Here is a 23,528-nt window from a genome sequence, read left to right on the forward strand (position 1 = left end):
ATTATGCTACAATCAAAACTAATGATAGAGGTGATTTTCGATGAATCAACAAGCATTGCGACGCATTCCGCTGCATAAATTGATTGATTTGAAAGTGGACTTTGCCTTTAAGCAACTGTTCGGCAGCGAGCGTAACAAACATATTACAATTGTGTTCTTAAATGCGATTTTGGCACGAACAGGACGCGATACGATTAAAGAAAGGCTGTATGCGCCATGCGACTCGCGTTCCTGGGGCTCGGCTCAAGCCTCCTCACCGCGAGCGGTTGCGGGGTCTTGAGTCACGAGCTTTTCCCCAAGGAGTCTCGTCGCGCGCATACAGCCATTATCATTTTACATATCATCTAATAAAGTACGTTAGAAGCCCATCTTGATCTGCTTGTAAAAACGCAGGCGGGTGAGCACATTAACATTGAGATGCAGCTATCGAATCAAGACGACATGATGAAGCGTACCCTTTACTATTGGTCACGTCTGTTTGCGAAGCAGCTCGAAAAAGGAAAAGGGTATCGCACGCTCTTGCCGACCATTACAATTAACATTTGCAACTTTACGGTGTTGAACGATTTGCCGCACTACCACACGACGTATCATTTGTATGAGGACGCAGAGTTGAAGCGTTTGCGCCCAATCGGTGACATACTCGAAGTGCATTTTATTGAAATGAATAAATTTTTAAAAGCGTGGCGCGGCAAATGCTCGCAGCGAACGTCGATATGAACATCATTTAACAGTGTACTGGCTTAACGTTGGAACAAATTCATCCGCTACAAGAAAAATAATAAAATGAATGAAAAAGATGTGCTCGCAAGTGAAAATGCGGCACATCTTTTTGTCGTTATACTTTGAATCGCGTTAGCTCTTTGTTTAGCTCCTCGGCTAATGATGCGAGCATTTTCGCGCTTTCATTAATTTCTTCGGTCGTTGCGTATTGCTTTTCGACGAGTGTAACGGCTTGCTGCGCGCTCATTGTCGTAATGCTTGAGCCGTCCTTTAACGTTTCAAACGTTGCCGCCATTTGCTCTGTAGAAGCGGCCATTTGCTCGGCGACGGCAGAGACGCTCATAATTTGGTCGCTCACGGCTACGGTTGATTTTAAAATAACTTCAAATGATGAGCCGGTTTTCGTTGCGGTTATGACACCTTGCTGTACTTGTGTGCTCACTTGCTCCATGTCGTTCGTCATATGTTGAATGCCTTGCTGTAAAATGCGCACGATGTCGACAATTTTTGCAGCGGAGTTCGTCGTTTGTTCGGCGAGCTTGCGTACTTCATCAGCTACGACCGCAAATCCTTTACCTGCCTCGCCTGCACGAGCCGCTTCAATCGCTGCGTTTAATGCGAGCAAGTTCGTTTGGCTTGAAATCGTCGTAATAATCGATACGAAGTCTTCAATTTGTGCAGAATGGGTAATTAAGCTTTCGACGGTTGAGAGCGATTGCTGAACGGCTTTATCGATCGCATTCATTTGCTCGACCGTTAATGCGATGTCGCGATGTCCGTCTCGCGCATTTTGCTGGGCGACAGTTGATACAGCTGTTACATCTTCAGCGGCGCTTGCAACGTGTGTAATGCCTTCTGTTACTTCCTGCAAGGCGACGAGCGTTTCGTTTAAGTTGTCATCGCTATTTGTCGCCTGCTGTGAAATTTTCTCGATGCTCGATGTTACTTGATGGCTCGCATGTGCGGATTGATCCGCGCTTGCGAGCAGCTCCTCTGATGAAGCGGCAACGTTCGTGCTCGATTGCGCAACAGCTGATAGTACGCTTCGTAAATTTTGTGACATGTCGTTAAATGACGCTGATAGCACTGCAATTTCGTCACGTGATTTAATCGGCAGCGGCTCGCTTGTGAAATCGCCGGCCGCCATTTTTTGTGACGTTGCCGTGAGAATTTCAAGCGGCTTTAAACGTCGAATGAGGATGATGAAATAAATGATGACTGAAATGGCAAACGATACTGCCGCGATAATAATGAAAATAAAGGCGATATTCGTCGAAGCGGTCGCTTTAAGTGCAAGCTCGTCTGCCCAAACGTTTAACTCCTCTTTAAATGCAGCGTACAGCTCATCAATTTCGATGGCTGCTTGCTCATAAGCTGTGTTCGTCACAAGGTCTTGTGCTTTTTTTACATTGCCTGCTTTCATCGCATTAAACGCTTCGTATTCGACATCGGTTAGCGCGAGTGACTTGTCGTTAATAAATGTTAACTGCTCTATTAGCTCATCTGGAACGTTGTAGCTTTTTAGTAGCTCAGCTGTTTGTAAAAATGTATCTTCGGCTAATTTATTTTCATATTCTGCTAAGTATGTTTGTTTGTTATTGAAAACGTACATGCGCGCCTCATTCGTTAAATAAAGCGACTCGTTTTCTAAATCGGCCACTGCGTTCGTAATCGTATTGCGTGTGTTTAATGTTTCACTTAATGAAAAAATCGTCGTCGTTAAATAAATTAAGCTTCCTGCCAAAAAAGCGGCCAATAATACTGCGGCGATAATACCGAATTGCAATGACCTTTTAATTGTCATCATGTCGCCTCCCTCATAAAAAATAATTAGTCTATAATAGCTTATCATAACTTACAGCAGAAGAAAGATTATAACTTTTAACACAGCAAGCAAACTGAAATACCGATACTTTGACGAAACAGTGACAAAGTGTGAGGCCGCCAACTATTTTTGCGCGGCGCTTTTTTTCGTGAATGCGTGTCACATGTAGGGTGGAAGGATATGTTAAAGAGTTCTTTCTTTACATAAAGCAGAAAAAAATGTTTTTTTGTAGACAAAATATGTTATTCGGTGGTAAATTGGAATTGTGGTAAAGATGACATGAACGACAAAATTGCTTCATGTTGTAGCAGAGGAGGCGATTCACATGAAGGCGACCATTCGTACCCGTGTGCTGGAGGCAGCGCTCGATTTATTTTATGAAAAAGGCTACAATCGCGTTTCAGTTGACGAAATCGTCGAACGAGCAGGTACATCGAAAGGCGGCTTTTATCATAATTTCAAATCGAAGGATGCACTGCTTTATGAAATACATAACGTCTTTATTTCGTACGTGCTTGCACAAACGAAAAAAGCGCGCGCCTCATCATCGTCACCAGTCGAGCAGCTTAGCGCGATGCTGTACGCATTTACGAACGTATTTGATGTGTACATGCGTCACATAACGGTGTTTTATAACGAAGTGGCGTATTTGCCAGCAGAATTCGAAGCACCGATTCATGAAAAGCGCACGCAATATCGTCGCATGATTGAGGACGTCATCGAAGCAGGCAAGGCAGAAGGGCAATTTCGGCTGGACTTATCGACGACGATCACAACGATGGCGATTATTGGCATGGTGAACTGGACGTATAAGTGGTACCGACATGATGGAGAGCTGACGATGACGCAAATTACGAAGCATTTTAACGATGTCATTTTGCGAGGAATCGTTACCGAACAAGGGTTAGCGATTGCCGAGCAGCACCGCATGCAGCAGCGATAATTTTTTTTAGCAATTCGAGACCGACTAGTCGGTATTATGCAAAAGGATGTTTGTCATTAGATGATCGAATGTGACAGTGAGCGCGTCGGCGAGACTTCTAGGGGAAAAGCTTGTGCCTCATAACCAATATTATGTTCGCCGCCGAGCTCGACGAAAGCAAGGCGAACGAGGCGAACGGTCATGTCATACGTCAACGTGATGACAAAACAAAAGGAGGAAAATACATGAACTTTGAATTAACGAAAGAGCAGCAAATGATTAAGCAAATGGTAAGCGAATTTGCACAGGCAGAAATTGCACCACACGCACGTGAGCTTGATAAAAAACATGCGTTTCGTAAAGAAAGCTTTGACAAAATGGCAGAGCTAGGGTTGTTTGGTATTCCGTTTCCTGAAAAATATGGCGGCTCAGATGGCGGCACAATTGCCTACGCATTAGCAGTAGAAGAAATTGGGCGTGCATGCGGTGGTACAGGTTTATCGTACGCAGCGGCAGTATCGCTTGGCGCAACACCGTTTTACAACTTCGGTACAGAAGCACAAAAGGAAGAGTTTTTAGTGCCAATGGTCGAAGGAAAAACGCTCGGCTCATTCGGTTTAACGGAGCCAAATGCAGGATCAGACGCAGGTGGCACACGTACGAAGGCGCATTTAGAAGGCGACGAGTGGGTCATTAACGGTGAGAAGTGCTGGATTACGAACGCAAGCTATGCACGCCAAGTTGTCGTAACGGCGGTAACAGGTCAAGACGAGCGTGGTAAAAACATCATTACAGCGCTTATCGTACCGACAGACACACAAGGCGTAACGATTCGCTCAGAGTATGAAAAAATGGGTGTGCGCGCATCGAACACATGTGAAATCGTGTTAGATAACGTACGCGTACCGAAAGAGAATGTACTCGGTGATGAAAAGCGCGGCTTCGGTCAGTTTTTAAATACGCTTGATGGTGGACGTATTTCGATTGCGGCGTTATCGGTTGGGATTGCACAATCGGCGTTTGAAAAAGCGCTAAAGTACTCAAAGGAGCGCATGCAGTTTGGTAAGTCGATTTCGAAGCTACAAGCAATTCAGTTTAAGCTTGCTGACATGGCGATGGAAATTGAGTTAGCGCGTAATATGGTGCATAAAGCGGCGTGGTTAAAAGATAACGGCAAGCCATTCAAATCTGAAGCGGCATATGCGAAATTGTTCGCATCAGAAATGGGCTTCCGTACATGTAACCAAGCAATTCAAATTCACGGCGGCTACGGTTATATGGAAGAATACGATGTTGAGCGTCATTTACGCGATATTAAATTAATGGAAATCGGCGAAGGTACATCTGAAATTCAACGTCTTGTTATTGCTCGTCAATTAGGGTGCTAAATAAAAAACGAAATGAGGAGGAAGTGTACGTATGGTTCAGCTAGTTTATGAAACAATTGGCCAGATGCTAGAGACACGTGTAACTCAATTTCGACAAAAGGAGGCGCTCGTTTACGCGGATCGCAATTTCCGCCAAACGTACGAGCAATTTGACGACGATGTAAACCGTGCAGCAAAAGCGCTCATAGCAATCGGGCTAGAGCGCGGCGACCATTTTTCTGTATGGACGACGAATGTGCAGCAATGGCCGAGCTTGCAGTTTGCCTCGGGTAAAAGTGGGGCAGTGCTCGTCACGGTCAACACGAACTACCGAGCAACTGAGCTTGAATATTTACTCAAGCAATCCGATTCACGCGCTATCATTTTAATCGATAACTTCCGTGGGCATTCGTTTATCGACACGTTGTATGAGCTTTGTCCAGAGCTAAAAACGGCAACACCTGGGCAGCTTGAGAGCGAGCGACTACCGCTGCTAAAAACGGTCGTCGTCATTAGCGACAAATCGTATCCAGGCACGTATTCATATGAAGCGTTTTTAGCGCTAAGTGAGCAGGTGAGTGACGCTGAATTAGTTGCGCGCAAGCAATCACTCCATTTCGATGACGTTATTAACATTCAATATACGTCCGGTACGACAGGGTTTCCAAAGGGCGTTATGTTAACGCATGCGAACATTTTAAACAACGCGCTGCACATTGCAGAAGTGATGCGTTTAACACCGGAAGACCGTCTATGCATTCCGGTTCCGTTTTTCCACTGCTTCGGCTGCGTCATCGGTACGCTGACGATCGTATCGGCGGGCGGAACGATGGTGCCAATTGAACAGTTTAGCGCTGAGGAAGTGTTGCGCACCGTTGAGCAGGAAAAATGCACCGGCTTGCACGGTGTACCGACGATGTTTATTAATGAACTCAATTTACCGAATATTTCGGAATTTGACTTATCGTCGCTGCGAACGGGCGTGATGGCAGGGTCAAACTGTCCAGTCGAGCTCATGAAAGGCGTTATTAATGTAATGGGTATGACCGACTTTACGATTTGTTACGGGCAAACGGAGTCGTCACCTGTTATTACGCAAACGAGCCCGGACGATCCGTTTGATAAAAAGACGGAAACGGTCGGCAAAAAGCATGAGCATGTCGACATCATTATCGCGGCACCAGGGACGAATGACGAGTTACCGCGCAATGTGCAAGGTGAAATTTTAGTGCGCGGCTATGCGGTAATGAAAGGATATTACAATAACGAGGAAGCAACGCGCGAAGCAATCGATGAAGACGGCTGGCTACATACAGGCGACCTCGGCACGATGGATGAGGAAGGCTACATTCGCGTAACCGGTCGTTTAAAAGATATGGTCATTCGCGGTGGGGAAAACATTTATCCGCGTGAGATCGAGGAGTTTTTATATAAGCATCCGTCCATTTTAGATGTACAAGTTTGCGGTGTGCCAGATGAAAAGTACGGCGAGGAATGTGCAGCATGGATCATTTTACAGCCAGGTGCGAGCGAAACAGAAGAAAGCATTCGCGCATATTGCGACGGTAAAATTTCGAAGCATAAAATTCCGCGTCACATTTTCTTCGTTGACGAATATCCGATGACCGCATCAGGAAAAATTCAAAAGTTTAAATTACGCGAGCAGTTTATGGCGTTTTAAGGGGGAGTCGCAATGTTTCAAAAAGTGTTAATTGCCAATCGAGGTGAAATTGCACGTCGTATTATTCGGACGTGTAAGCAGCTCGGCATTCAAACGGTCGCTGTGTACTCGTCAGCGGATGAGTTTAGCTTGCATGTGCGAGATGCGGACGAAGCGGTATGTATCGGCAAAGCACCTGTGTCGCAAAGTTATTTAAATGTAGAGGCAATTTTACAGGCGGCTCGTGATACAGGGGCACAGGCAATTCACCCAGGCTACGGCTTATTGTCGGAAAACGCGGCGTTTGCAAAAGCGGTCGAGGAAGCAGGGTTCACGTTTATCGGTCCAACGGCGAGCGTCATTGCGTCGATGGGCAGCAAGCTTGCAGCACGTCAAACGATGGAGCGAGCAGGTGTGCCAATTGTGCAAGGTGTAAACGACCCGATCGCGGATGTAGACGAAGCGGTTGTCATTGCAAACGACATCGGCTATCCGATTATGTTAAAAGCGTCGGCTGGTGGTGGCGGTATCGGCATGCAGCTTGTAAATAGCGACGCGGAGCTGTATAAAGCGTTTGAAGGTAACCAAAAGCGCGCGCAAAGCTTTTTCGGTGACGGCACGATGTTTATTGAAAAATTTATCGCCGAGCCGCATCACGTTGAAGTACAAATTTTAGCCGATCAGCACGGGCATGTCGTACCAGTATATGAACGCGAATGCTCCGTGCAGCGCCGCAACCAAAAAGTTGTCGAGGAAGCACCGTCTCCGTTCATTTCAGAGGCGACGCGACAAAAAATGCTCGATGCCGCAGTAGCCGCTGCACAGGCGATTGACTACACGAACGCAGGCACGATTGAATTTTTAGTCGACCGCGATGAAAACTTCTACTTTTTAGAAATGAATACGCGCTTGCAAGTGGAGCATCCCGTTACAGAGGAAATTACAGGGCTTGATTTAGTCGAGTGGCAGCTGCGCATCGCAAATGACGAGCCGTTAACGTTTACGCGCGACGATATTAAAAAGCGTGGACATGCGATTGAAGTGCGCATTTACGCTGAGCATCCGGTGACGTTTTTCCCATCACCAGGGCATGTCGAGGAGCTCGTTTTACCTGAAGGCGACGGCATTCGTCATGAAGTGTCGATCGAAAGCGGCAGTGACGTCACACCGTTTTACGACCCAATGATCGCCAAGCTCATCGCAACAGGTGCAACACGCGACGAAGCGTTAGCACGATTAGAACAAGCGCTACGTAACTATACGGTGCGCGGCATTCAAACGAATATCCCGATGCTGCTCGATGTCATTACGCACGACGTTTTCAAATCGGGCGTGACGACAACGAAATTCGTCGAGGAGCATTACTTACCAGCAGTGGCGAAATGAGATAGCTCAAGTCTATGAAGCGATGGTGGCGACTCCAGCAGGAAAAATGCGCCTGCGGAAAGCGTCCACCAAAGCGAAATAGGCAGTTAAATAAAACAACCCGAGGAGGAATTTATATGACAATCATAAAAGCATCAATGGCAGGTACAGTGTGGAAAGTGTTAGTAGCAGAAGGGCAACATGTAGAAGCAGGCGAGGACGTTGTCATTTTAGAATCAATGAAAATGGAAATTCCAATTGCAGCAGAAGAAGCCGGCACAGTAACGCGCGTCATCGCAGCAGAAGGCGACTTCATTAACGTAGACGACGATTTAGTGGAATTAGCATAAGGTGAGCGCCATGTATCCAACGCATGTTCAAATTAAAGAAGTCGGGCCGCGCGACGGTTTACAAAACGAGGCAGCATTTATTAAAACAGCCGATAAAGTACGACTGATCGATCGCTTAAGTGACACGGGCTTACGCTACATCGAAGTGTCGAGCTTTGTAAACCCGAAATGGATTCCACAGCTTGCCGATGCGGCGGACGTGCTCGCACAAATTAAGCGCGAAAACGATGTGACGTACGCAGCGCTCGTGCCAAACATGCAAGGGCTAGAACGTGCGCTAGCAGTCGGCGTCGATGAAGTGAGCGTTTTCATGTCTGCAAGCGAAGGGCATAACCGATCAAACATTAATAAATCAATCGCGGAGACGTTTCCGGTGCTGCGCCCAGTCATTGAAGAAGCGTTACGAGCAGGCAAGACGGTGCGAGGCTACATTTCGACCGTCATTGCGTGCCCGATTGACGGACCGACGAAGCCAGAGCAAGTGCGCGCAGTAGCCGACAAATTGTTTGAGCTAGGCGTGAGTGAAATTTCGCTCGGTGACACGATCGGCGTCGGTGTACCAACAGAGGTTGATGCGCTGCTTCACCATTTAACGCAGCATTTTGACCGCGATAGCTTAGCGATGCACTTTCACGACACGCGTGGCACAGCGCTTGCGAACGTCGTCGAAAGCTTGCGTCACGGCATTACGAAGTTTGATAGTTCAATCGGTGGCTTAGGCGGCTGCCCGTATGCAAAAGGAGCATCAGGCAACGTCGCAACCGAGGACTTACTTTATTTATTGCATGGAATGGGCATTGAAACAGGTGTCGATTTACACAAAGTGCAGCAGGCGGCGCTATCAATGGAGCAGCTACTACAAAAGCCGCTTAACTCGAAGCTCGCCGCCGTTGCAAAGGGGGAGCAAGCATGATTACGGTAACGAAGGAAGCACATGTTGCAACGGTGACGTTAAATCGTCCTGATGCGGCGAACTCGCTATCGCTTGCACTGCTACAGCAGCTACACAATGCGTTTTATACGCTGAGCTACGACAATGACGTGCGCGTTGTCATCGTCACAGGTGCAGGTAATCAGTTTTGTGCAGGTGCGGACTTAAAGGAACGTAAAGGAATGAGCGATGTCGAGGCGCGCCAAGCAATTGCGTTAATTGGCGACGTCGTCAATGCATGCGAGGCGATGAGCCAGCCTGTCATTGCGGCGATGAACGGTGCGGCGTTTGGCGGTGGCTTAGAGCTTGCCCTTGCTTGCGACATTCGCATTGCGAGCAGCAGCGCGAAAATGGGCTTAACGGAAGCAGCACTCGGCATTATTCCAGGGGCAGGTGGAACGCAGCGACTGCCAAGACTCATTGGCATCGGTCGCGCGAAGGAGCTCATTTACACAGCGCGTCGTTTAACGGCAGATGAAGCGCTCACATACGGCATTGTCGAATACGTCGTGCCACCAGAGCAACTGCTAGTAAAAGCAAGCGAGCTCGCCGCAGAAATGGCAAGCAACGCCCCGCTATCATTACAGCAGGCAAAAGTGGCGATTCATGAAGGGATGCAAGTTGATTTGCATACGGGCTTAACGATTGAGCGCCTCGCATACGGTCGACTGTTCCACTCAGCCGATCGACTAGAAGGGCTCGCGGCATTTGCTGAAAAGCGCAAGCCGCAATATATAGGGAAATAATAGTGGAAGCTTTACGGATTGTGTGAAACTTGAGACTCGCCATTAACGACGAGGCTCAAGTTACGCCCGAGATTGAATGAAAATACATACTTATAAAGGAGATGGAGCACATGACACAAGTTGTAACGAATGACCAATATGTTTCATACAAACAATCGATTTTAGCAGGCGGTGCCCCGAAATACCACGAAAAAAATAGCGAGCAAGGGAAGCTATTTGTGCGCGAGCGACTCGCATTATTGTTTGACGACGGCGTGTTAACGGAGGACGGCGCATTCGCAAACGTGCTAGCAGGTGACTTACCAGCAGACGGTGTCGTAACAGGCATTGGCAAAATTCACGGGCGCACCGTATGCGTCATGGCGAACGACTCGACGGTAAAGGCGGGCTCTTGGGGAAAACGCACCGTTGAAAAAATTATTCGCATTCAAGAAACAGCAGAAAAGCTAAGCGCACCGCTTCTATATTTAGTCGATTCAGCAGGCGCACGCATTACTGATCAGCTTGAAATGTTCCCAGGTCGCCGCGGTGCAGGGCGCATTTTCTACAACCAAGTGAAATTGTCTGGTCGCATTCCGCAGCTTTGTTTATTGTTCGGTCCATCAGCTGCAGGAGGTGCATACATTCCAGCGTTTTGTGATGCGGTCGTTATGGTAGAAGGCAACGCGTCGATGTACCTTGGCTCACCGCGCATGGCGGAAATGGTCATCGGTGAGAAGGTGACGCTAGAGGAAATGGGCGGGGCAAAAATGCATTGTAGCGTTTCGGGCTGCGGTGATGTGCTTGCGAAAACAGAGGAAGAAGCAATTGCGTACGCGCGTCAATATTTAAGCTACTTCCCAGACAATTATAAAGAAAAGCCAGCGCTTGCCGAGCCAAAATTACCGGCATCGTTCGAAAAAACAATCGATGAGCTCATTCCACAAAACCAAAACAGCCCGTTCAACATGCACGATTTAATCAATCGCATTATTGACGAAGGCTCTTGGTGCGAGGTGAAGAAGCTATTTGCCGCAGAGCTTATTACCGGCTTTGCACGCATTAACGGGCAAGCAGTCGGCATCGTCGCGAACCAGCCGCGCGTTAAAGGTGGCGTACTATTCCACGATTCGGCAGACAAAGCGGCGAAGTTCATCTCGCTTTGTGATGCGTTCCACATTCCACTCATTTTCTTAGCGGACGTACCAGGCTTTATGATCGGTACACAAGTAGAGCGCGTCGGCATCATTCGTCACGGTGCGAAAATGATTTTTGCGATGAGCGAGGCGACGGTGCCAAAAATTACGGTTATCGTGCGTAAAGCTTACGGCGCAGGATTGTACGCGATGGCAGGTCCAGCGTTTGAGCCAGACGTATGCATCGCATTAACACGCGCGCAAATTGCGGTAATGGGTCCAGAAGCAGCAGTGAACGCGGTGTACGCAAACAAAATTGCCGAGCTGCCAAAAGAGGAGCAAGCGGCGTTCATCGAGGAAAAACGCGACGAGTATCGCGAAGAAATCGACGTGTACCGTTTAGCGTCAGAGCTTATTATTGATGACGTCATCGAGCCAAACGATTTGCGTCAAGCGCTCGAGAACCGTTTAGAAGTGTACAAAAATAAAGAGCTGACATTTACAGAGCGTAAACGCGGCGTACGACCAGTGTAAAGGGGGACGAGTAGCATGGATAAAGTAGTACAAACAGTTGATGAAGCAATTGCAGACATTGTAGACGGGGCAACGCTGATCGTTGGCGGCTTCGGCTTAAGCGGCATTCCGAGCATGCTCATTGAAGCAATCGAGCAAAAGGGCGTCAAAGGACTACACGTTGTCAGCAACAACTGCGGCGTGGACGATGCAGGGCTTGGGCTACTGCTACGCAACAAGCAAGTGCAAAAAGTGCAAGCGTCATACGTCGGTGAAAACAAATTGTTCGAGCAGCAATTTTTAAGCGGCGAAATTGACGTCGAGCTCGTTCCACAAGGCACATTAGCCGAGCGCATTCGAGCAGGCGGGGCAGGCATTCCGGCCTTTTACACAGCAACGGGCGTCGGCACACCAATCGCAGACGGAAAGCCAACTGCGGAGTTTGACGGCAAAACGTACATTCAAGAGCGCGCCATTACTGGTGACTTTGCGCTCGTAAAAGCTTGGAAGGCAGACCGCGCTGGCAACTTATTGTTTCGCAAAACAGCGCGCAACTTTAATCCGCTCGCGGCAACAGCTGGGCGCATTACGATTGCGGAAGTCGAGGAGCTTGTCGAAGTCGGCGAGCTCGACCCAGATGCGATTCACGTGCCGAGTGTGTACGTACAGCGCGTCATCGTCACAACGCATACAGACAAAGCAATCGAACGCTTAACAGTGAGGGAGGGGTAGCACATGTCACGACAAACAATTATCGCCCGCGCCGTACAGGAAGTGAGTGACGGTATGTACGTCAATTTAGGAATCGGCATGCCAACACTTATTGCCGATGCGATTCCGAGCGACATGGACGTTATGCTGCAATCGGAAAATGGGCTTCTTGGCATCGGACCATACCCGACGAATGATGAGGTAGATGCGGATTTAATTAATGCAGGGAAAGAAACGGTAACGGCTGCACGCGGCGCTTCGTTTTTTGACAGTGCGACAAGTTTTGCGATGATTCGCGGCGGGCATATCGACTTAGCCATTTTAGGCGGTATGGAAGTGTCGGAAACAGGCGACCTTGCGAACTGGATGATTCCAGGTAAAATGGTGAAGGGCATGGGCGGTGCGATGGACTTAGTGCACGGTGCGAAAAAGGTCGTTGTCATTATGGAGCATGTGAGCAAGCACGGTGAATCGAAAGTGAAACAAACGTGCACGCTGCCGCTTACTGGTCAAGGCGTTGTCGATCGTCTCATTACCGATATGGCAGTGTTTGACTTTACCGACGAAGGTATGGTACTCATTGAAGTGCTAAATGGGCATACGATCGAGGACGTGCGCGCGAACACAGAAGCGGCGTTTATCGAAAAAGTAAATGTGTAATGAAAAAAGTGTTGGCGGGTGAGTTCCTGCTAGCACTTTTTTTATGCGCTTTGAGCTTTCGCAACGTCGAGCGCATCATGAAAAATAGTTGGCAAAACATTTTTTACGCGTCAGCTTTTTTAAGGCTCTTCACCATAATGTTGAGTTGCTTTTCACGCCGAGGCATGTTTTCCGCGGGCATGGGGGCTAACACGATCTTATTTCTGAAGGCAATGCCACATGGACGTGGCGCTTACTGCCTTCCTTGAGCCTGTAGTCTCTTTTCCCGCAGGAGTCCGCCTCTTGTTTCAAGCAATCTTTATCCGTCAACTTCAGCTTGTGGTGATGAACCGTGAATTTTGTGAAAAGATAAGAAACTTGCTACAGGATTGTATAAATATGTTTCGAATTTTGGAAATAAATGATAGAATACAAGAAAATGTATATTTATTTTTTAGGTACGTAGAACTAATTAAATGTAAGCTATGTCGTCATTTTATATTTTTAGGTCTATTATCGAAAAAATCCGTAACAGAAAATTGTTTGAGAGGGAGATGGGGAGAGATTGACGAATGAAGGAAATTGCGCATTGCTAAAAAGCGAGCAATGCACTATGAGCAAACAGCCCTGTATGATTGAGCAAAAGGAAATTACAGCAGCACAGGAGCATGAAGAGGTGGCGTTATTACAAGCTGACACAGTAGAAGATGCAGACGTGCCGCAACAAGCAACACACGACGAAAGCGAAGATGCTATAGCGCAACCAATTGTCGATGTCGAAGAACCGATTCAAGTGCAATCGCTACATGTAGAAGCGCAAGTAAGCGAACAACAGCAGCTACATGTAGAGGAAGAGGCGGTTTTAGAAGTAGAAGCGCCAATGATGGAGCAGGCAGTTGAATTACCAGTAGCTTTTCCGAACGTAGTCGAATCGGTGGCGAAAATATATCATCGTTGTAGTTACATTATATGCCGTCAGTTTGTTTTTTGTATTCAAAATATTTTGAAAAATTTAGAGGCGAACAGTCATGTAGAAGGGGCGCCGCAATGGCATGCATCATTTAAGCAAAGCATGGATAACATTCGAAAGATGACACCAGAAATTGATTTCTTATTTGAGCAAGCGGATGAAGCGGTTACGTTAGCCGATAGTTTTAAGCAAACGTTTGGTGAGGAAATTGAGCATTTAGAGCCGTTAAATGCGTTCATTTCGCAATATGCGAGCGCGGAATACGAAGAGCTTTATGTGTCGCTCGTGCAGCGATTAAAATCAGAGGTCATTCATGTAGAGGATGTTGTTATTTTTACGCGCATGTTCCAAGAAATTGCACAAGTTGAATACGAAGATTTCCGATGGGATACGTCGCGCGAGCAGGAAATGTTGCAGCGCGGATTTGACGATATGGTGCGTTTGTATGTAAGCGTGCTCGATGCGCTTGATTTAATGGTGATGTCGTCGAAGCAAAATGCGACACACGGCAGCATGTGGGCAGATATGTTAGATGAAGTGTGTACGAGCTTACTTGACACGATTGAGCATTATGACTTAGCGCAAATTAACGTAAAAAATATGCTGCTAGACGGCAAATATATGATTAGTATTGGGACGATTCCGCAAAATCAAGTGCCGGACTTGCAAAAGTTTGAGGTGTATCAGCAAGTACAGCGTGGCTTTATGTATCGTTCAACGGAAAAAGTAATGCGCGAAGCAAAAGTAATTACAGTTTATTAGTGGAGGAATCAATATGACAATTATCGGGATTGACTTAGGAACAACAAACTCAGCGGTAGCGTATTTAAAAAATGGCGTGGCAGAAATTATCGCCAACAAAGACGGGCATCGCACAACGCCTTCGATTTTCAGCATTAATCCGCACGGCGAAATTCAAATCGGACGCGTCGCAAAAAATGCATATCCAGGCTCACCGAACGAAACGGTATTAGAAGTAAAGCGCTTAATGGGTTCTGGTGAGAAAGTCGTTGTCAGCGGTCGCGAATTTACACCGGAAGAAATTTCATCATACTACTTAAAATATTTAAAGGAATCGGCTGAATCAGCGCTTGGGTATTCAGTAGCTGAAGCAATTATTACGGTGCCTGCCTACTTTTCGGATGCACAGCGTAAGGCGACGCAAATTGCAGGGCGTTTAGCCGGCTTAAAGGTCGAGCGTGTTATTAACGAGCCGACTGCTGCTGCAATTGCGTTTGGCATTAACAATATGAACAGCGAAGCGAACATTTTAGTGTATGACCTCGGTGGTGGTACGTTTGACGTATCGATTGTCGATCTGTTTAACGGCATCGTGCAAGTAAAGGCGAGTACAGGTGATAACAAGCTCGGCGGCATGGACTTTGATAACGTGCTAGTGGAATGGTTAAATGAGTGCGTGAAGCAAAAAGAGGGCATTGACCTGTTACATAGCGGCTCGCAAATGGAGCGCGACCAACGTTATGCGCGCATTAAAACGGAGGCAGAAAACGTAAAAATTACGCTGTCATCGAATACGACAGCGCAGTTTAGCTTACCGTTCATTACGATGAAAAACGGCATGCCAGTTTCAGTGAGCGAGAGTATTACACGCGAGGAGTTCAATAGTTTAATTCAGCCGCTTGTCGACAAATCGTTAAAGCATGTAAGACGTGCATTAGAAGAAGCAAATTTACAAATGAGCGACATTTCAGACGTGCTGCTCGTTGGTGGCTCGACGCGCGTACCGTACGTGCAGCAAAAAATTGAGCAGCTGTTAGGCAAGCCGGCGCGCACAGATATTAACCCAGACGAAGCGGTTGCACTTGGCGCAGCAATTCAAGGTGGCATTAAAAGCGGCGAAATTAGCAACGATGACGGCTTAATGGTTGTTGACGTATGTCCGTATTCATTAGGGATTGATACGATGCGCGAAATTGGTGGACAGCGCATTTACGACTTCTTCTCAGAAATTATTCCGGCGAACTCGCCAATTCCATATTCGAACACAGAGCGTTACTACACAATTCGTGAGAATCAAACGCAAATGGACTTAGGTATTTATCAAGGTGACGGTGTGAGTGAGCACGTGAAGCCAGAGCTACGTGTAACGAAGGACGATATGGTTGTAAAAGGCATTCCAGCATCACCTGAAGGAGAAGAAGCGGTCGATGTAACGTTCTCATACGACATTAACGGGATGTTACACGTCGAAGCGACAATCGTATCGACAGGGCGCAAATTTAGCTCATCGGTGAATACGCAAACAGGGGTGATGTCGGAGCAAGAAATTGCAGAGGCAACACGTCGCGTCGAGCAAAACTGGGAAGCATCGAACTTATATGCCGAAGTAAAAGGTGTGCTAACGCGAGCAGAGCGCATTTTACCAGATTTATTACCGGAGCAGCAAGCGCGTGTAGCGAGCTTAGTGAACGGCTTAAAGCAAGCGTTAGCAGACAATAACGCACAACAAGTGAAGCAGTATGAAGCGCAGTTATCTGACTTGTTAATTCAACTTGTATAGTTTGGAAAAGGATTGAACGACGTGTTATTAAATAAAAATAGCAACTATTTTGAGCTACTAGGTATCGATGAACAAACAACAGAGCGTGATATTCGCGTGGCATATAATAAAATGCTACGCCAATATTCAAACGAGAAGTTTCCAGAAGAGTTTCAGCTCATTACCGAGGCGTATAAAACGTTGATGGATGAAAAAAAGCGAGTGCAATATATAAAAGAAACGAGCAGTGGTGGTGCGTATAAACAAAACATCGCACTGCTCGAGCAATATATGAATGAGGACTCGTTTTATGAGGCGAAAAAAATACAGCAGCAGCTCATGCTAAATGGCTTCAGTGAGGATGAATACGTGTTGCTTTGTGCGATGCATATCGCTAATGAGCTAGAAGATGCGACGGCTGAAACAAAATATGCACAAAAACTTGCGCAGCTGCACGGACAAAGCGACCGCACACAAGAGCAGCTGATGTATTACTACAGCCGACAAGCAAACTACGAAAAAGCGATTTATTACGCGGAGCAGCAGCACAATAAACAGCCATTAGACAATGAACGCATATTGAATTTAGTGACGCTTTATTACCGCAACAACGAGCGGCGAAAAGTAGACGAACTATTTCAAAAAGCGCTGCGTACGCTTGAGCCGCGCATGCAAAACATCGTCATTTTCATTGAGGCGCTGTTTTGGGGCATGAACAACGATAAAGATGCGCTCGTTCAACAAGTGGAGCAAACATTTGAGCACATCATCGACAGTGGACAAAAGCTGAGCTTACTTCAGCGCTTAGTTGACAACGGCGCAGAGCTGTACAACGACCATTACGCCTTTAAATATTTCACGCTATTAGTTGAGCGTTTAAACGATAATGAATATGAATTTGCGCGCAGTTGGACGACGAACGGTCGCAATATGTTTCAAGTCGAGGTTGACTACTACGGTGATGAAAAGCGTGTCATTGCGCCCGTTCACGATTCTGAGCCGGTCGTACAGCGCACATATGAACAGCCAAAGCCCGCATCGATTCCTGAGCAGCCTGCACCGCGCACGTACAACGTGGCAGAAAAAAATCGTGGCAGTATGCTATGGTCGATTGTCTTCGGAGTCATTGCGTGTTTAATCGAGCAAGATGCCTTTGTTGGGGCGTTCGTCGGCGTCATCTGGTATTTCTTTGCGTCTAAAATTAAAAAGCTAATTAGCTGCTTAGTGATCGTCATCATCGTGTTACTCATTTTTTCATTCATCATAGAAAATACGATGTAGCAACAAGCGGTGGAAGGAAGGTATATATTGACAACGTTAAATGATCTCGCAAAGACACATGCATTAACCATTGAGCAAGTACAACAAATTTTACGTGCAAGTGGCATTGATTTTTTAAGTAATACAAAGCAGTTAACGAAAGTGCAGCAGGCGAAAGTAGCGCTGCTTATACAGGAGCATTTGAAAGCGAACGTTGTTGATGAAAAGCTTGACCGACTCGTAAAGCAGCATAAAATTTTCATCGACACGTGCAGCTTAGTGCAGCCGAAAGCGATTGCGTTTTTAAATACGTTAGAGCCAGCGCTAAAAAAGCATAATAGCAAGCTCATTATTCCAATTCGCGTCATTGAAGAGCTTGAAAAAATTCAGCGTGGTCAAACAGGCGAAGTAGTAGAGCTGTCAAAAGCGGTATGTCAGCATTTAGCGCTCATGCAGCAGCGTGGTGTTCTTGACTTGCGAGGAGAGGATACCGACAACTTCGCAGACAACGTATTTGACGTCGTGTTTTCGAAGTTCCGCCTTCAGTACAAGCTCATGCTTATTACGCAAGACAAAGCATTAGCAAAGGAAATGTTACAAAAAAATAGCTCGCAGGCAATACGTGGAAAAACGATTGTCGTACAAAAAATTGACCGACATGGCAAGCTTGTGGATGTGGAGCAAAAAGCACAGAAAATAGCGGAAAAAACCATTCCGGCAAATGAGCGTTTTCAGCCCGCAAAGCAGGTGACGAGCGTTAGCGATAGCTTAATGAACGTACAGCACATTCCCGATGAGTTTGAGCAAGTGTATACGACAAGAGGTGCGATTCAGTTGCTTGAGAAGCTCGCAACAGGCGGGGAAGGCTCGGTGTATAAAACGTCGACACCGTACGTTGCAAAAATTTATAAAAAAGAAAAGCTGACGCTGCGCAATTACGAAAAAATTAAGCGCATGCTGTCAAAGCAAGTGAAGTGTGAAGGTGTTTGCTGGCCGGTTGAAATGCTGTTTAATGCGAAGAACGAATTTGTCGGCTTTTTAATGCCAGAAGCGAAAGGAAAAGAGCTGCAAAAAACGATTTTCATTAAGCCGCTCTTTTTAAAGCATTTCCCCGATTGGAAAAAGAAAGACACGGTGCAGTTAACACTCACGATCTTAGATAAAATTCAATATTTACATCAGCGAAATATCATTTTAGGCGACATTAACCCGAGCAACATTTTAGTCGTGTCGCCAAAGGAAGTGTATTTCGTTGATACCGATAGCTACCAAATTGAGGAGTTCCCTTGCCCGGTTGGAACGGTCAATTTCACGGCGCCGGAAATTCAGCGTAAGCGATTTTCTGACTTTTTACGCACGTTTGAGCACGAAAACTTTGCGGTTGCGACGCTGTTATTTATGCTCATGCTGCCAGGGAAGCCTCCGTACTCACAGCAAGGCGGTGAAAGCCCAGTCGAGAACATCATTAACATGGACTTTTCATATCCGTTTGGCGACAACTCAAACAAAAAAACACCGGACGGACCGTGGCGTTTTAGTTGGAGTCACTTGCCATATGATATTAAAGAAAGCTTTTATAAGAGCTTCCGTAAAGGTGAGGAATATAGCGTGCCAGCGAAGCGTTTACGTGCCGGCGACTGGTCGCAAAAATTTAGCAAGTACTTGCATTTACTTGAAACGGGCAAGTTCGCAAAGCAAGATCCGATGTCAGAGGAGCTGTTTCCGACGCGCTTTAAACGTGTCGGCAGCATGAAATATGGGAAATGTACGTTGTGTAAAATGGAGCAGCCTGAAGAAAGCTTAACGGAAAACATATGCCAGCCATGCTTAAATGATGGGGATAAATATGCGTGCAAACGTTGTAAAAATGAGCTGACGTATACGAATTACGTCAAGTACGTCAAAAAAGCACCGCGCTTTGAAACGTGTCCGCCGTGTCATCAGGAGCTGCAAAAAGTACATTCGATGATTACGTGTCAGTATTGCTATAAGCCGTTTCCGTTTTACCAAAAAGATTATGAGTTTTACAAAAGCAAAGGCTTCGAGCTACCGAGGCGTTGTAGCACATGCAAGCAGCAAGGTCCGCAAACGCCGCCAGTTCAACCGGTGCAGCAATCTACACCGCCCCCTGAGCAGCCGCGTCCGCGCATTACGTCAATTGTAGAGTACTTAAAAAGTCGATTTTAAAAGGTGGAAATGAACATGAACATTCGTGAAGAAGATTTAGTAAACAACCCGACACCGCGTATCTCGGTATGCTTATGTGTCGATACGAGCTCGTCGATGCAAGGAGCGCCTATTCATGAGTTAAATGAAGGCATTAAAATGTTTTACGATGCGGTTATGCAAGATGAAATCGCACTCTATTCAGCTGAAATTAGCGTCGTGACGTTCGGAAACGGCGTCGAGTGCATTCAAGATTTCGGTAGCTTAGAGCGCGTAAAATCTGTGCCGCAATTAATGGCACACGGTTATACACCGATGGGCGAGGCGGTCAATTTAGCGCTTGATTTATTTGAGCAACGCAAAAAGGAATACCGCGCTAAAGGTGTCGATTACTATCAGCCATGGCTTGTGCTCATGACAGACGGTGCACCAAATGGCGATGCGAACGAGTTAGATCGCTCTGTGAATCGTACAGTGAGCTTAGTTGATGGCAAAAAGCTAACGGTGTTTCCAATTGGCATCGGTGCAGAGGCGGACATGGCAGTGCTACAGCGCTTCTCACCAACACGCGTGCCACTAAAGTTACAAGGGTTAAAGTTTAAAGAGTTTTTCAAATGGTTAAGCCAAAGTGTATCGCGCACGTCGCAGTCAACACCAGGTGAAAAAGTTCCGCTAGATGTAGAAGGTATTGGCGGTTGGGGAGAGTTATAACAACGGCTCATAAGAGGGGTGAACTATATGTGGAAAACGGTACATTATGCCGTGCGAGGACGCGGGCATGTGGCAGAGGACATTCCGTGTCAAGATAAAACGGTAGCAGTACATAAACACGGCGTATCGGTGATTGCGTTAGCAGACGGAGCAGGCTCGGCGAAATATTCACATATTGGCGCACAAGCAACAATTGATGCGGTGAGCAGCTACATTGCGGAGCAGTTTGATGCGTTAGTCGCAGAGCAAGATGGTGTCATCGTGAAGCAACAGCTACAGCAAACGATTATCGAGGCGCTAAAGGACGAGCAGCAAGTGCTAGAGTGCGACTTAAAGGAGCTAGCGAGTACGTTGCTCGTTGCGGCGATTAAAGACGACACGTTTTTCTTGCTGCACGTTGGCGACGGGGTGATTGGCTATGTGAAGGACGAGCAGCTACATGTCGCTTCTAAGCCGTCAAACGGAGAGTTTTCAAATTCTACAGTGTTTGTGACATCTTCGCGCCTCATTGAAAATATGAATTTAATTAAAGGTACGTTAAAAGCGAGCATTAGCGCATTTGTGCTCATGTCTGATGGGACGGCAGAAAGCTTTTACGAAAAAAGTCAGCAGCGACTTGCGCCGGTTGTGAAACGCTTAATTGACTGGACGGCACTATTGACGAAGCAAAATATGCTCGATATCGTTTCGTATAGCTTCGATCACGTCATTGCGGCGAAAACGCTCGACGATTGTAGCATCGCCATTATTACGAATCAGCAAAACATGGTGCAAAAATATACGGCGCTGAACATGACGGAGAAATACCGCGTGCTACAGCTACCGACGAAAGATTCACGCACGCTGAAGAAAAAAGTGCTGCGATACGATGCGATTTTACGATTTTTAGCGCAACCGAAAACGTTAGACGAAGTTGCAAAGGAGATTCGGCTCAAACGGAAACACACAAAGAAGCGAATGACGATTTTAATGCAAAGCGGTCTCATTACGCAACGTGACGGCTACTATATCGCTAAATAGTAACAGGCTTACTTCCTGAATCGCTATGGCAGCGTGACGTGGAGTAAGCTTTCGTTTATTTTTAGGCATGTTGATCTATTAAAATGAGGCAACGTAACACGCTTGATATTGTACAAAGTGCGGAGAAAAAGGAGTAGTTATGGCGAACAATTATTACGAACTATTAGGCATTGAGCTTACGAGCGATATGCAAGTCATTAAAGATGCGTATACGAAAAAAGTAAGAAAGCACGCACAGGATGCAAACTCAGACATATTTCAGCTCGTGCAACAAGCGTATGCAACATTAACCGATGTGAAAAAGAAGTACGCGCATGACATTGAAGTGATGTACGGACCGAAAATTGAGACGTTACGTAACGAAGCAAGCCGCGTGCGAAAAGACAAGCAGTACGACAAAGCACATGTGCTGTATCAGCAGCTGCTCGAATACTTCCCACAAGATGACGTCATTCATAACTATAACGGCATTGCGCTTGATGCGATTGGCGAGTATACGCGTGCGATTCAGTCGTTTGAGCGTGCGATTGCGCTAAACGACGACGAGCCGGTATATTACATGAACTTAGCGATGCTGTATGAAGATTTAGAGGATATGCAAAAGGCGATTCGTCTTTACAAGCAGGCGATTTTAGTGGCGCCGAAAGATTTCCAATACGTCAATCGACTAGCGAACGTGTACATGCGCTTAGACGATTACGACAGTGCATGGCAGCTCGTCGAAAAAGCGCTCAACAAGCCGTACATCGAAGGCAAAGGAAAGATGCTGTACATTAAAAAGCTTGTGGAAATCGCGATTCTTATGTCTTCCTCGTTTGAAATGCAAATTGCGTTCAAGTACGTCGAAAAGTTTGCCGCACAAGGTGACGAGCAACGAAATGATGCGGTTGAAGTGCTGTACAACTTTTCATTAGAGCTTGCGAGGGAGAGTTATTACAAGCCTGCCTTGACGATTATACGCACATTAAAGCAAATCACACCGCATGACGACGATGTGAACGAGCTGTATGACAACATTGAACGTAAATTAAAAATCGAAGAAGAAATCGAGCTGCTCGCAAAAGACGAAGATATTTTCGGTCCGCTGCGTTACCGTGCGTATTTATATTATTACTACGATGAGATTGAAGATGCCGAATCGGAAACGGATGAGGTAAACGACCGCATTTGGCAAGCAGCTGAGCATGATCCGTATATGCTAAAGACGAGCATTCAGCGCATGAAGCGTCAGTACCCAACAATCGTTGACGGCATGGACAAATGGTTCTCGATTGTAGAAGAGATTTTATAAGCGGACTATATATAGGGTGATTGGAATTTACAATGTGAGCGAGCCGCAATACGCTCCTTTAATTAACTGGCATATCAACATGCTTGTAAGCGGACAATGAGTGATGGAGGTGAAAGCAAATATGTCAGAGCGCATTATTCACATATTTAAAGATGAACCAAAACGTTTAAATCCGGTCATTCATGCAATCGAACAAACGGTATCTTTAACCGGTGAATTCGTTCAACTAATGGAGCAATTTCAAAAGCTAATCGATGCACAGGCCAGCGCCACACAGCAAACCATTAACAAGCGACTACAGCCGATGAAAGAAGTGCAGCCCGCTCCTGAAGCGCCGATTGTGTCACAGCAGCAGTATGCACAGTTAGTCGCGCAAATCGAGCAGCTACAGCAAACGCAACAAAAATCGATGCACCATATTTTTAAAGCAATCGACATGCTCGATCTCATTCGCATGTCGGCACAGCAAGGCAACATAGCGGACGAATGGGTGACACAAATTGCGCAGTCGACCGACACGTATTTACAAAACTTACGCGAGCTCGACATTGAAGAAATTCCGGTGCTCGGGCAGCTGCTAGACGGCAGAACGATGATTAGTATTGGGACGATGCCCGTTTCATCGGTGCCAAACGGTCAAAAGCATGAAGTATGCTTCGTACAAGAGCGCGGCTTCCGTCAAATTTCAACGGGCAATGTATTACGCGAGGCGAAAGTAATTAACTTATATTAGGAGGAACACA

At 46.5% G+C, this 23,528-nt stretch carries 20 protein-coding genes and 1 pseudogene; 20 read left to right on the forward strand and 1 reads right to left on the reverse strand.

Annotated features, from left to right (window positions below; translation table 11 throughout):
- Positions 1 to 40 precede the first annotated feature (40 nt).
- On the forward strand, positions 41 to 280 hold the full coding sequence (locus A6K76_RS07855; protein WP_066463792.1) for a PD-(D/E)XK nuclease family transposase: 240 nt from the start codon (positions 41 to 43) through the stop codon (positions 278 to 280).
- A gap of 92 nt (positions 281 to 372) precedes the next feature.
- Positions 373 to 720, forward strand: a pseudogene (locus A6K76_RS07860) (Rpn family recombination-promoting nuclease/putative transposase); the annotation flags it as partial.
- Positions 721 to 838: 118 nt separating this feature from the next.
- On the opposite strand, the gene A6K76_RS07865 reads toward A6K76_RS07860, so the two are convergent.
- Positions 839 to 2,530, reverse strand: coding sequence for a methyl-accepting chemotaxis protein (locus tag A6K76_RS07865; protein WP_211271749.1), 1,692 nt, complete (start codon positions 2,528 to 2,530; stop codon positions 839 to 841).
- Between the two features lie 343 nt (positions 2,531 to 2,873).
- On the opposite strand from A6K76_RS07865, the gene A6K76_RS07870 reads away from it, so the two are divergent.
- The 18 genes from A6K76_RS07870 (at position 2,874) to A6K76_RS07960 (ending at position 23,518) form a co-directional block, all read left to right on the forward strand.
- On the forward strand, positions 2,874 to 3,491 hold the full coding sequence (locus A6K76_RS07870; RefSeq protein ID WP_066463801.1) for a TetR/AcrR family transcriptional regulator: 618 nt from the start codon (positions 2,874 to 2,876) through the stop codon (positions 3,489 to 3,491).
- A gap of 224 nt (positions 3,492 to 3,715) precedes the next feature.
- Positions 3,716 to 4,858, forward strand: coding sequence for an acyl-CoA dehydrogenase family protein (locus A6K76_RS07875; RefSeq protein ID WP_066463884.1), 1,143 nt, complete (start codon positions 3,716 to 3,718; stop codon positions 4,856 to 4,858).
- A 31-nt stretch (positions 4,859 to 4,889) separates the two neighbouring features.
- Entirely contained in the window at positions 4,890 to 6,518 is a 1,629-nt protein-coding gene (locus A6K76_RS07880; RefSeq protein WP_066463803.1) for an AMP-binding protein, read from the forward strand.
- Positions 6,519 to 6,530: 12 nt separating this feature from the next.
- Entirely contained in the window at positions 6,531 to 7,883 is a 1,353-nt protein-coding gene (locus A6K76_RS07885; protein ID WP_066463808.1) for an acetyl-CoA carboxylase biotin carboxylase subunit, read from the forward strand.
- Positions 7,884 to 7,999: 116 nt separating this feature from the next.
- Positions 8,000 to 8,212 carry an acetyl-CoA carboxylase biotin carboxyl carrier protein subunit gene (locus tag A6K76_RS07890; RefSeq protein ID WP_066463813.1) on the forward strand — a complete coding sequence of 71 codons (213 nt, stop codon included), beginning with the start codon at positions 8,000 to 8,002 and terminating at the stop codon, positions 8,210 to 8,212.
- Between the two features lie 10 nt (positions 8,213 to 8,222).
- Complete coding sequence (locus tag A6K76_RS07895; protein WP_066463815.1) at positions 8,223 to 9,125, forward strand: hydroxymethylglutaryl-CoA lyase; 903 nt, start codon at positions 8,223 to 8,225, stop codon at positions 9,123 to 9,125.
- The gene (locus tag A6K76_RS07900) at positions 9,122 to 9,889 is read left to right on the forward strand and encodes an enoyl-CoA hydratase (RefSeq protein ID WP_066463817.1); all 768 of its coding nucleotides are present in this window, start codon (positions 9,122 to 9,124) and stop codon (positions 9,887 to 9,889) included. The genes A6K76_RS07895 and A6K76_RS07900 overlap by 4 nt, the downstream gene beginning before the upstream one ends.
- Positions 9,890 to 9,999: 110 nt before the next feature.
- Positions 10,000 to 11,538: an acyl-CoA carboxylase subunit beta gene (locus A6K76_RS07905; protein WP_066463819.1), complete on the forward strand. Its 1,539-nt coding sequence runs from the start codon at positions 10,000 to 10,002 to the stop codon at positions 11,536 to 11,538.
- 15 nt (positions 11,539 to 11,553) lie between these two features.
- Positions 11,554 to 12,249 (forward strand): CoA transferase subunit A, encoded by a 696-nt coding sequence (locus A6K76_RS07910; RefSeq protein WP_066463821.1) that lies wholly within the window; start codon positions 11,554 to 11,556, stop codon positions 12,247 to 12,249.
- A 3-nt stretch (positions 12,250 to 12,252) separates the two neighbouring features.
- Positions 12,253 to 12,888, forward strand: a complete 636-nt coding sequence (locus A6K76_RS07915; RefSeq protein WP_066463822.1) for a 3-oxoacid CoA-transferase subunit B — start codon at positions 12,253 to 12,255, stop codon at positions 12,886 to 12,888.
- Positions 12,889 to 13,498: 610 nt separating this feature from the next.
- Positions 13,499 to 14,599 carry a nucleotide exchange factor GrpE gene (gene grpE / locus A6K76_RS07925; RefSeq protein WP_066463825.1) on the forward strand — a complete coding sequence of 367 codons (1,101 nt, stop codon included), beginning with the start codon at positions 13,499 to 13,501 and terminating at the stop codon, positions 14,597 to 14,599.
- 13 nt (positions 14,600 to 14,612) lie between these two features.
- On the forward strand, positions 14,613 to 16,358 hold the full coding sequence (locus A6K76_RS07930; RefSeq protein ID WP_066463827.1) for an Hsp70 family protein: 1,746 nt from the start codon (positions 14,613 to 14,615) through the stop codon (positions 16,356 to 16,358).
- 21 nt (positions 16,359 to 16,379) lie between these two features.
- Positions 16,380 to 17,618, forward strand: coding sequence for a J domain-containing protein (locus A6K76_RS07935; protein WP_066463829.1), 1,239 nt, complete (start codon positions 16,380 to 16,382; stop codon positions 17,616 to 17,618).
- A 27-nt stretch (positions 17,619 to 17,645) separates the two neighbouring features.
- Positions 17,646 to 19,784, forward strand: coding sequence for a protein kinase domain-containing protein (locus tag A6K76_RS07940; RefSeq protein ID WP_066463831.1), 2,139 nt, complete (start codon positions 17,646 to 17,648; stop codon positions 19,782 to 19,784).
- A gap of 15 nt (positions 19,785 to 19,799) precedes the next feature.
- On the forward strand, positions 19,800 to 20,474 hold the full coding sequence (locus tag A6K76_RS07945) for a vWA domain-containing protein (RefSeq protein ID WP_211271750.1): 675 nt from the start codon (positions 19,800 to 19,802) through the stop codon (positions 20,472 to 20,474).
- Between the two features lie 27 nt (positions 20,475 to 20,501).
- Complete coding sequence (locus A6K76_RS07950) at positions 20,502 to 21,494, forward strand: PP2C family serine/threonine-protein phosphatase (protein WP_066463833.1); 993 nt, start codon at positions 20,502 to 20,504, stop codon at positions 21,492 to 21,494.
- A gap of 139 nt (positions 21,495 to 21,633) precedes the next feature.
- A complete protein-coding gene (locus A6K76_RS07955; protein ID WP_066463835.1) occupies positions 21,634 to 22,785 on the forward strand; it encodes a tetratricopeptide repeat protein in 1,152 nt (383 codons plus the stop codon).
- Positions 22,786 to 22,906: 121 nt separating this feature from the next.
- The gene (locus A6K76_RS07960) at positions 22,907 to 23,518 is read left to right on the forward strand and encodes a segregation/condensation protein A (protein WP_066463837.1); all 612 of its coding nucleotides are present in this window, start codon (positions 22,907 to 22,909) and stop codon (positions 23,516 to 23,518) included.
- The last annotated feature ends 10 nt before the right edge of the window (positions 23,519 to 23,528 follow it).

Origin of the sequence: Caryophanon latum (genome assembly GCF_001700325.1) — a bacterium.
Classification (GTDB): domain Bacteria; phylum Bacillota; class Bacilli; order Bacillales_A; family Planococcaceae; genus Caryophanon; species Caryophanon latum.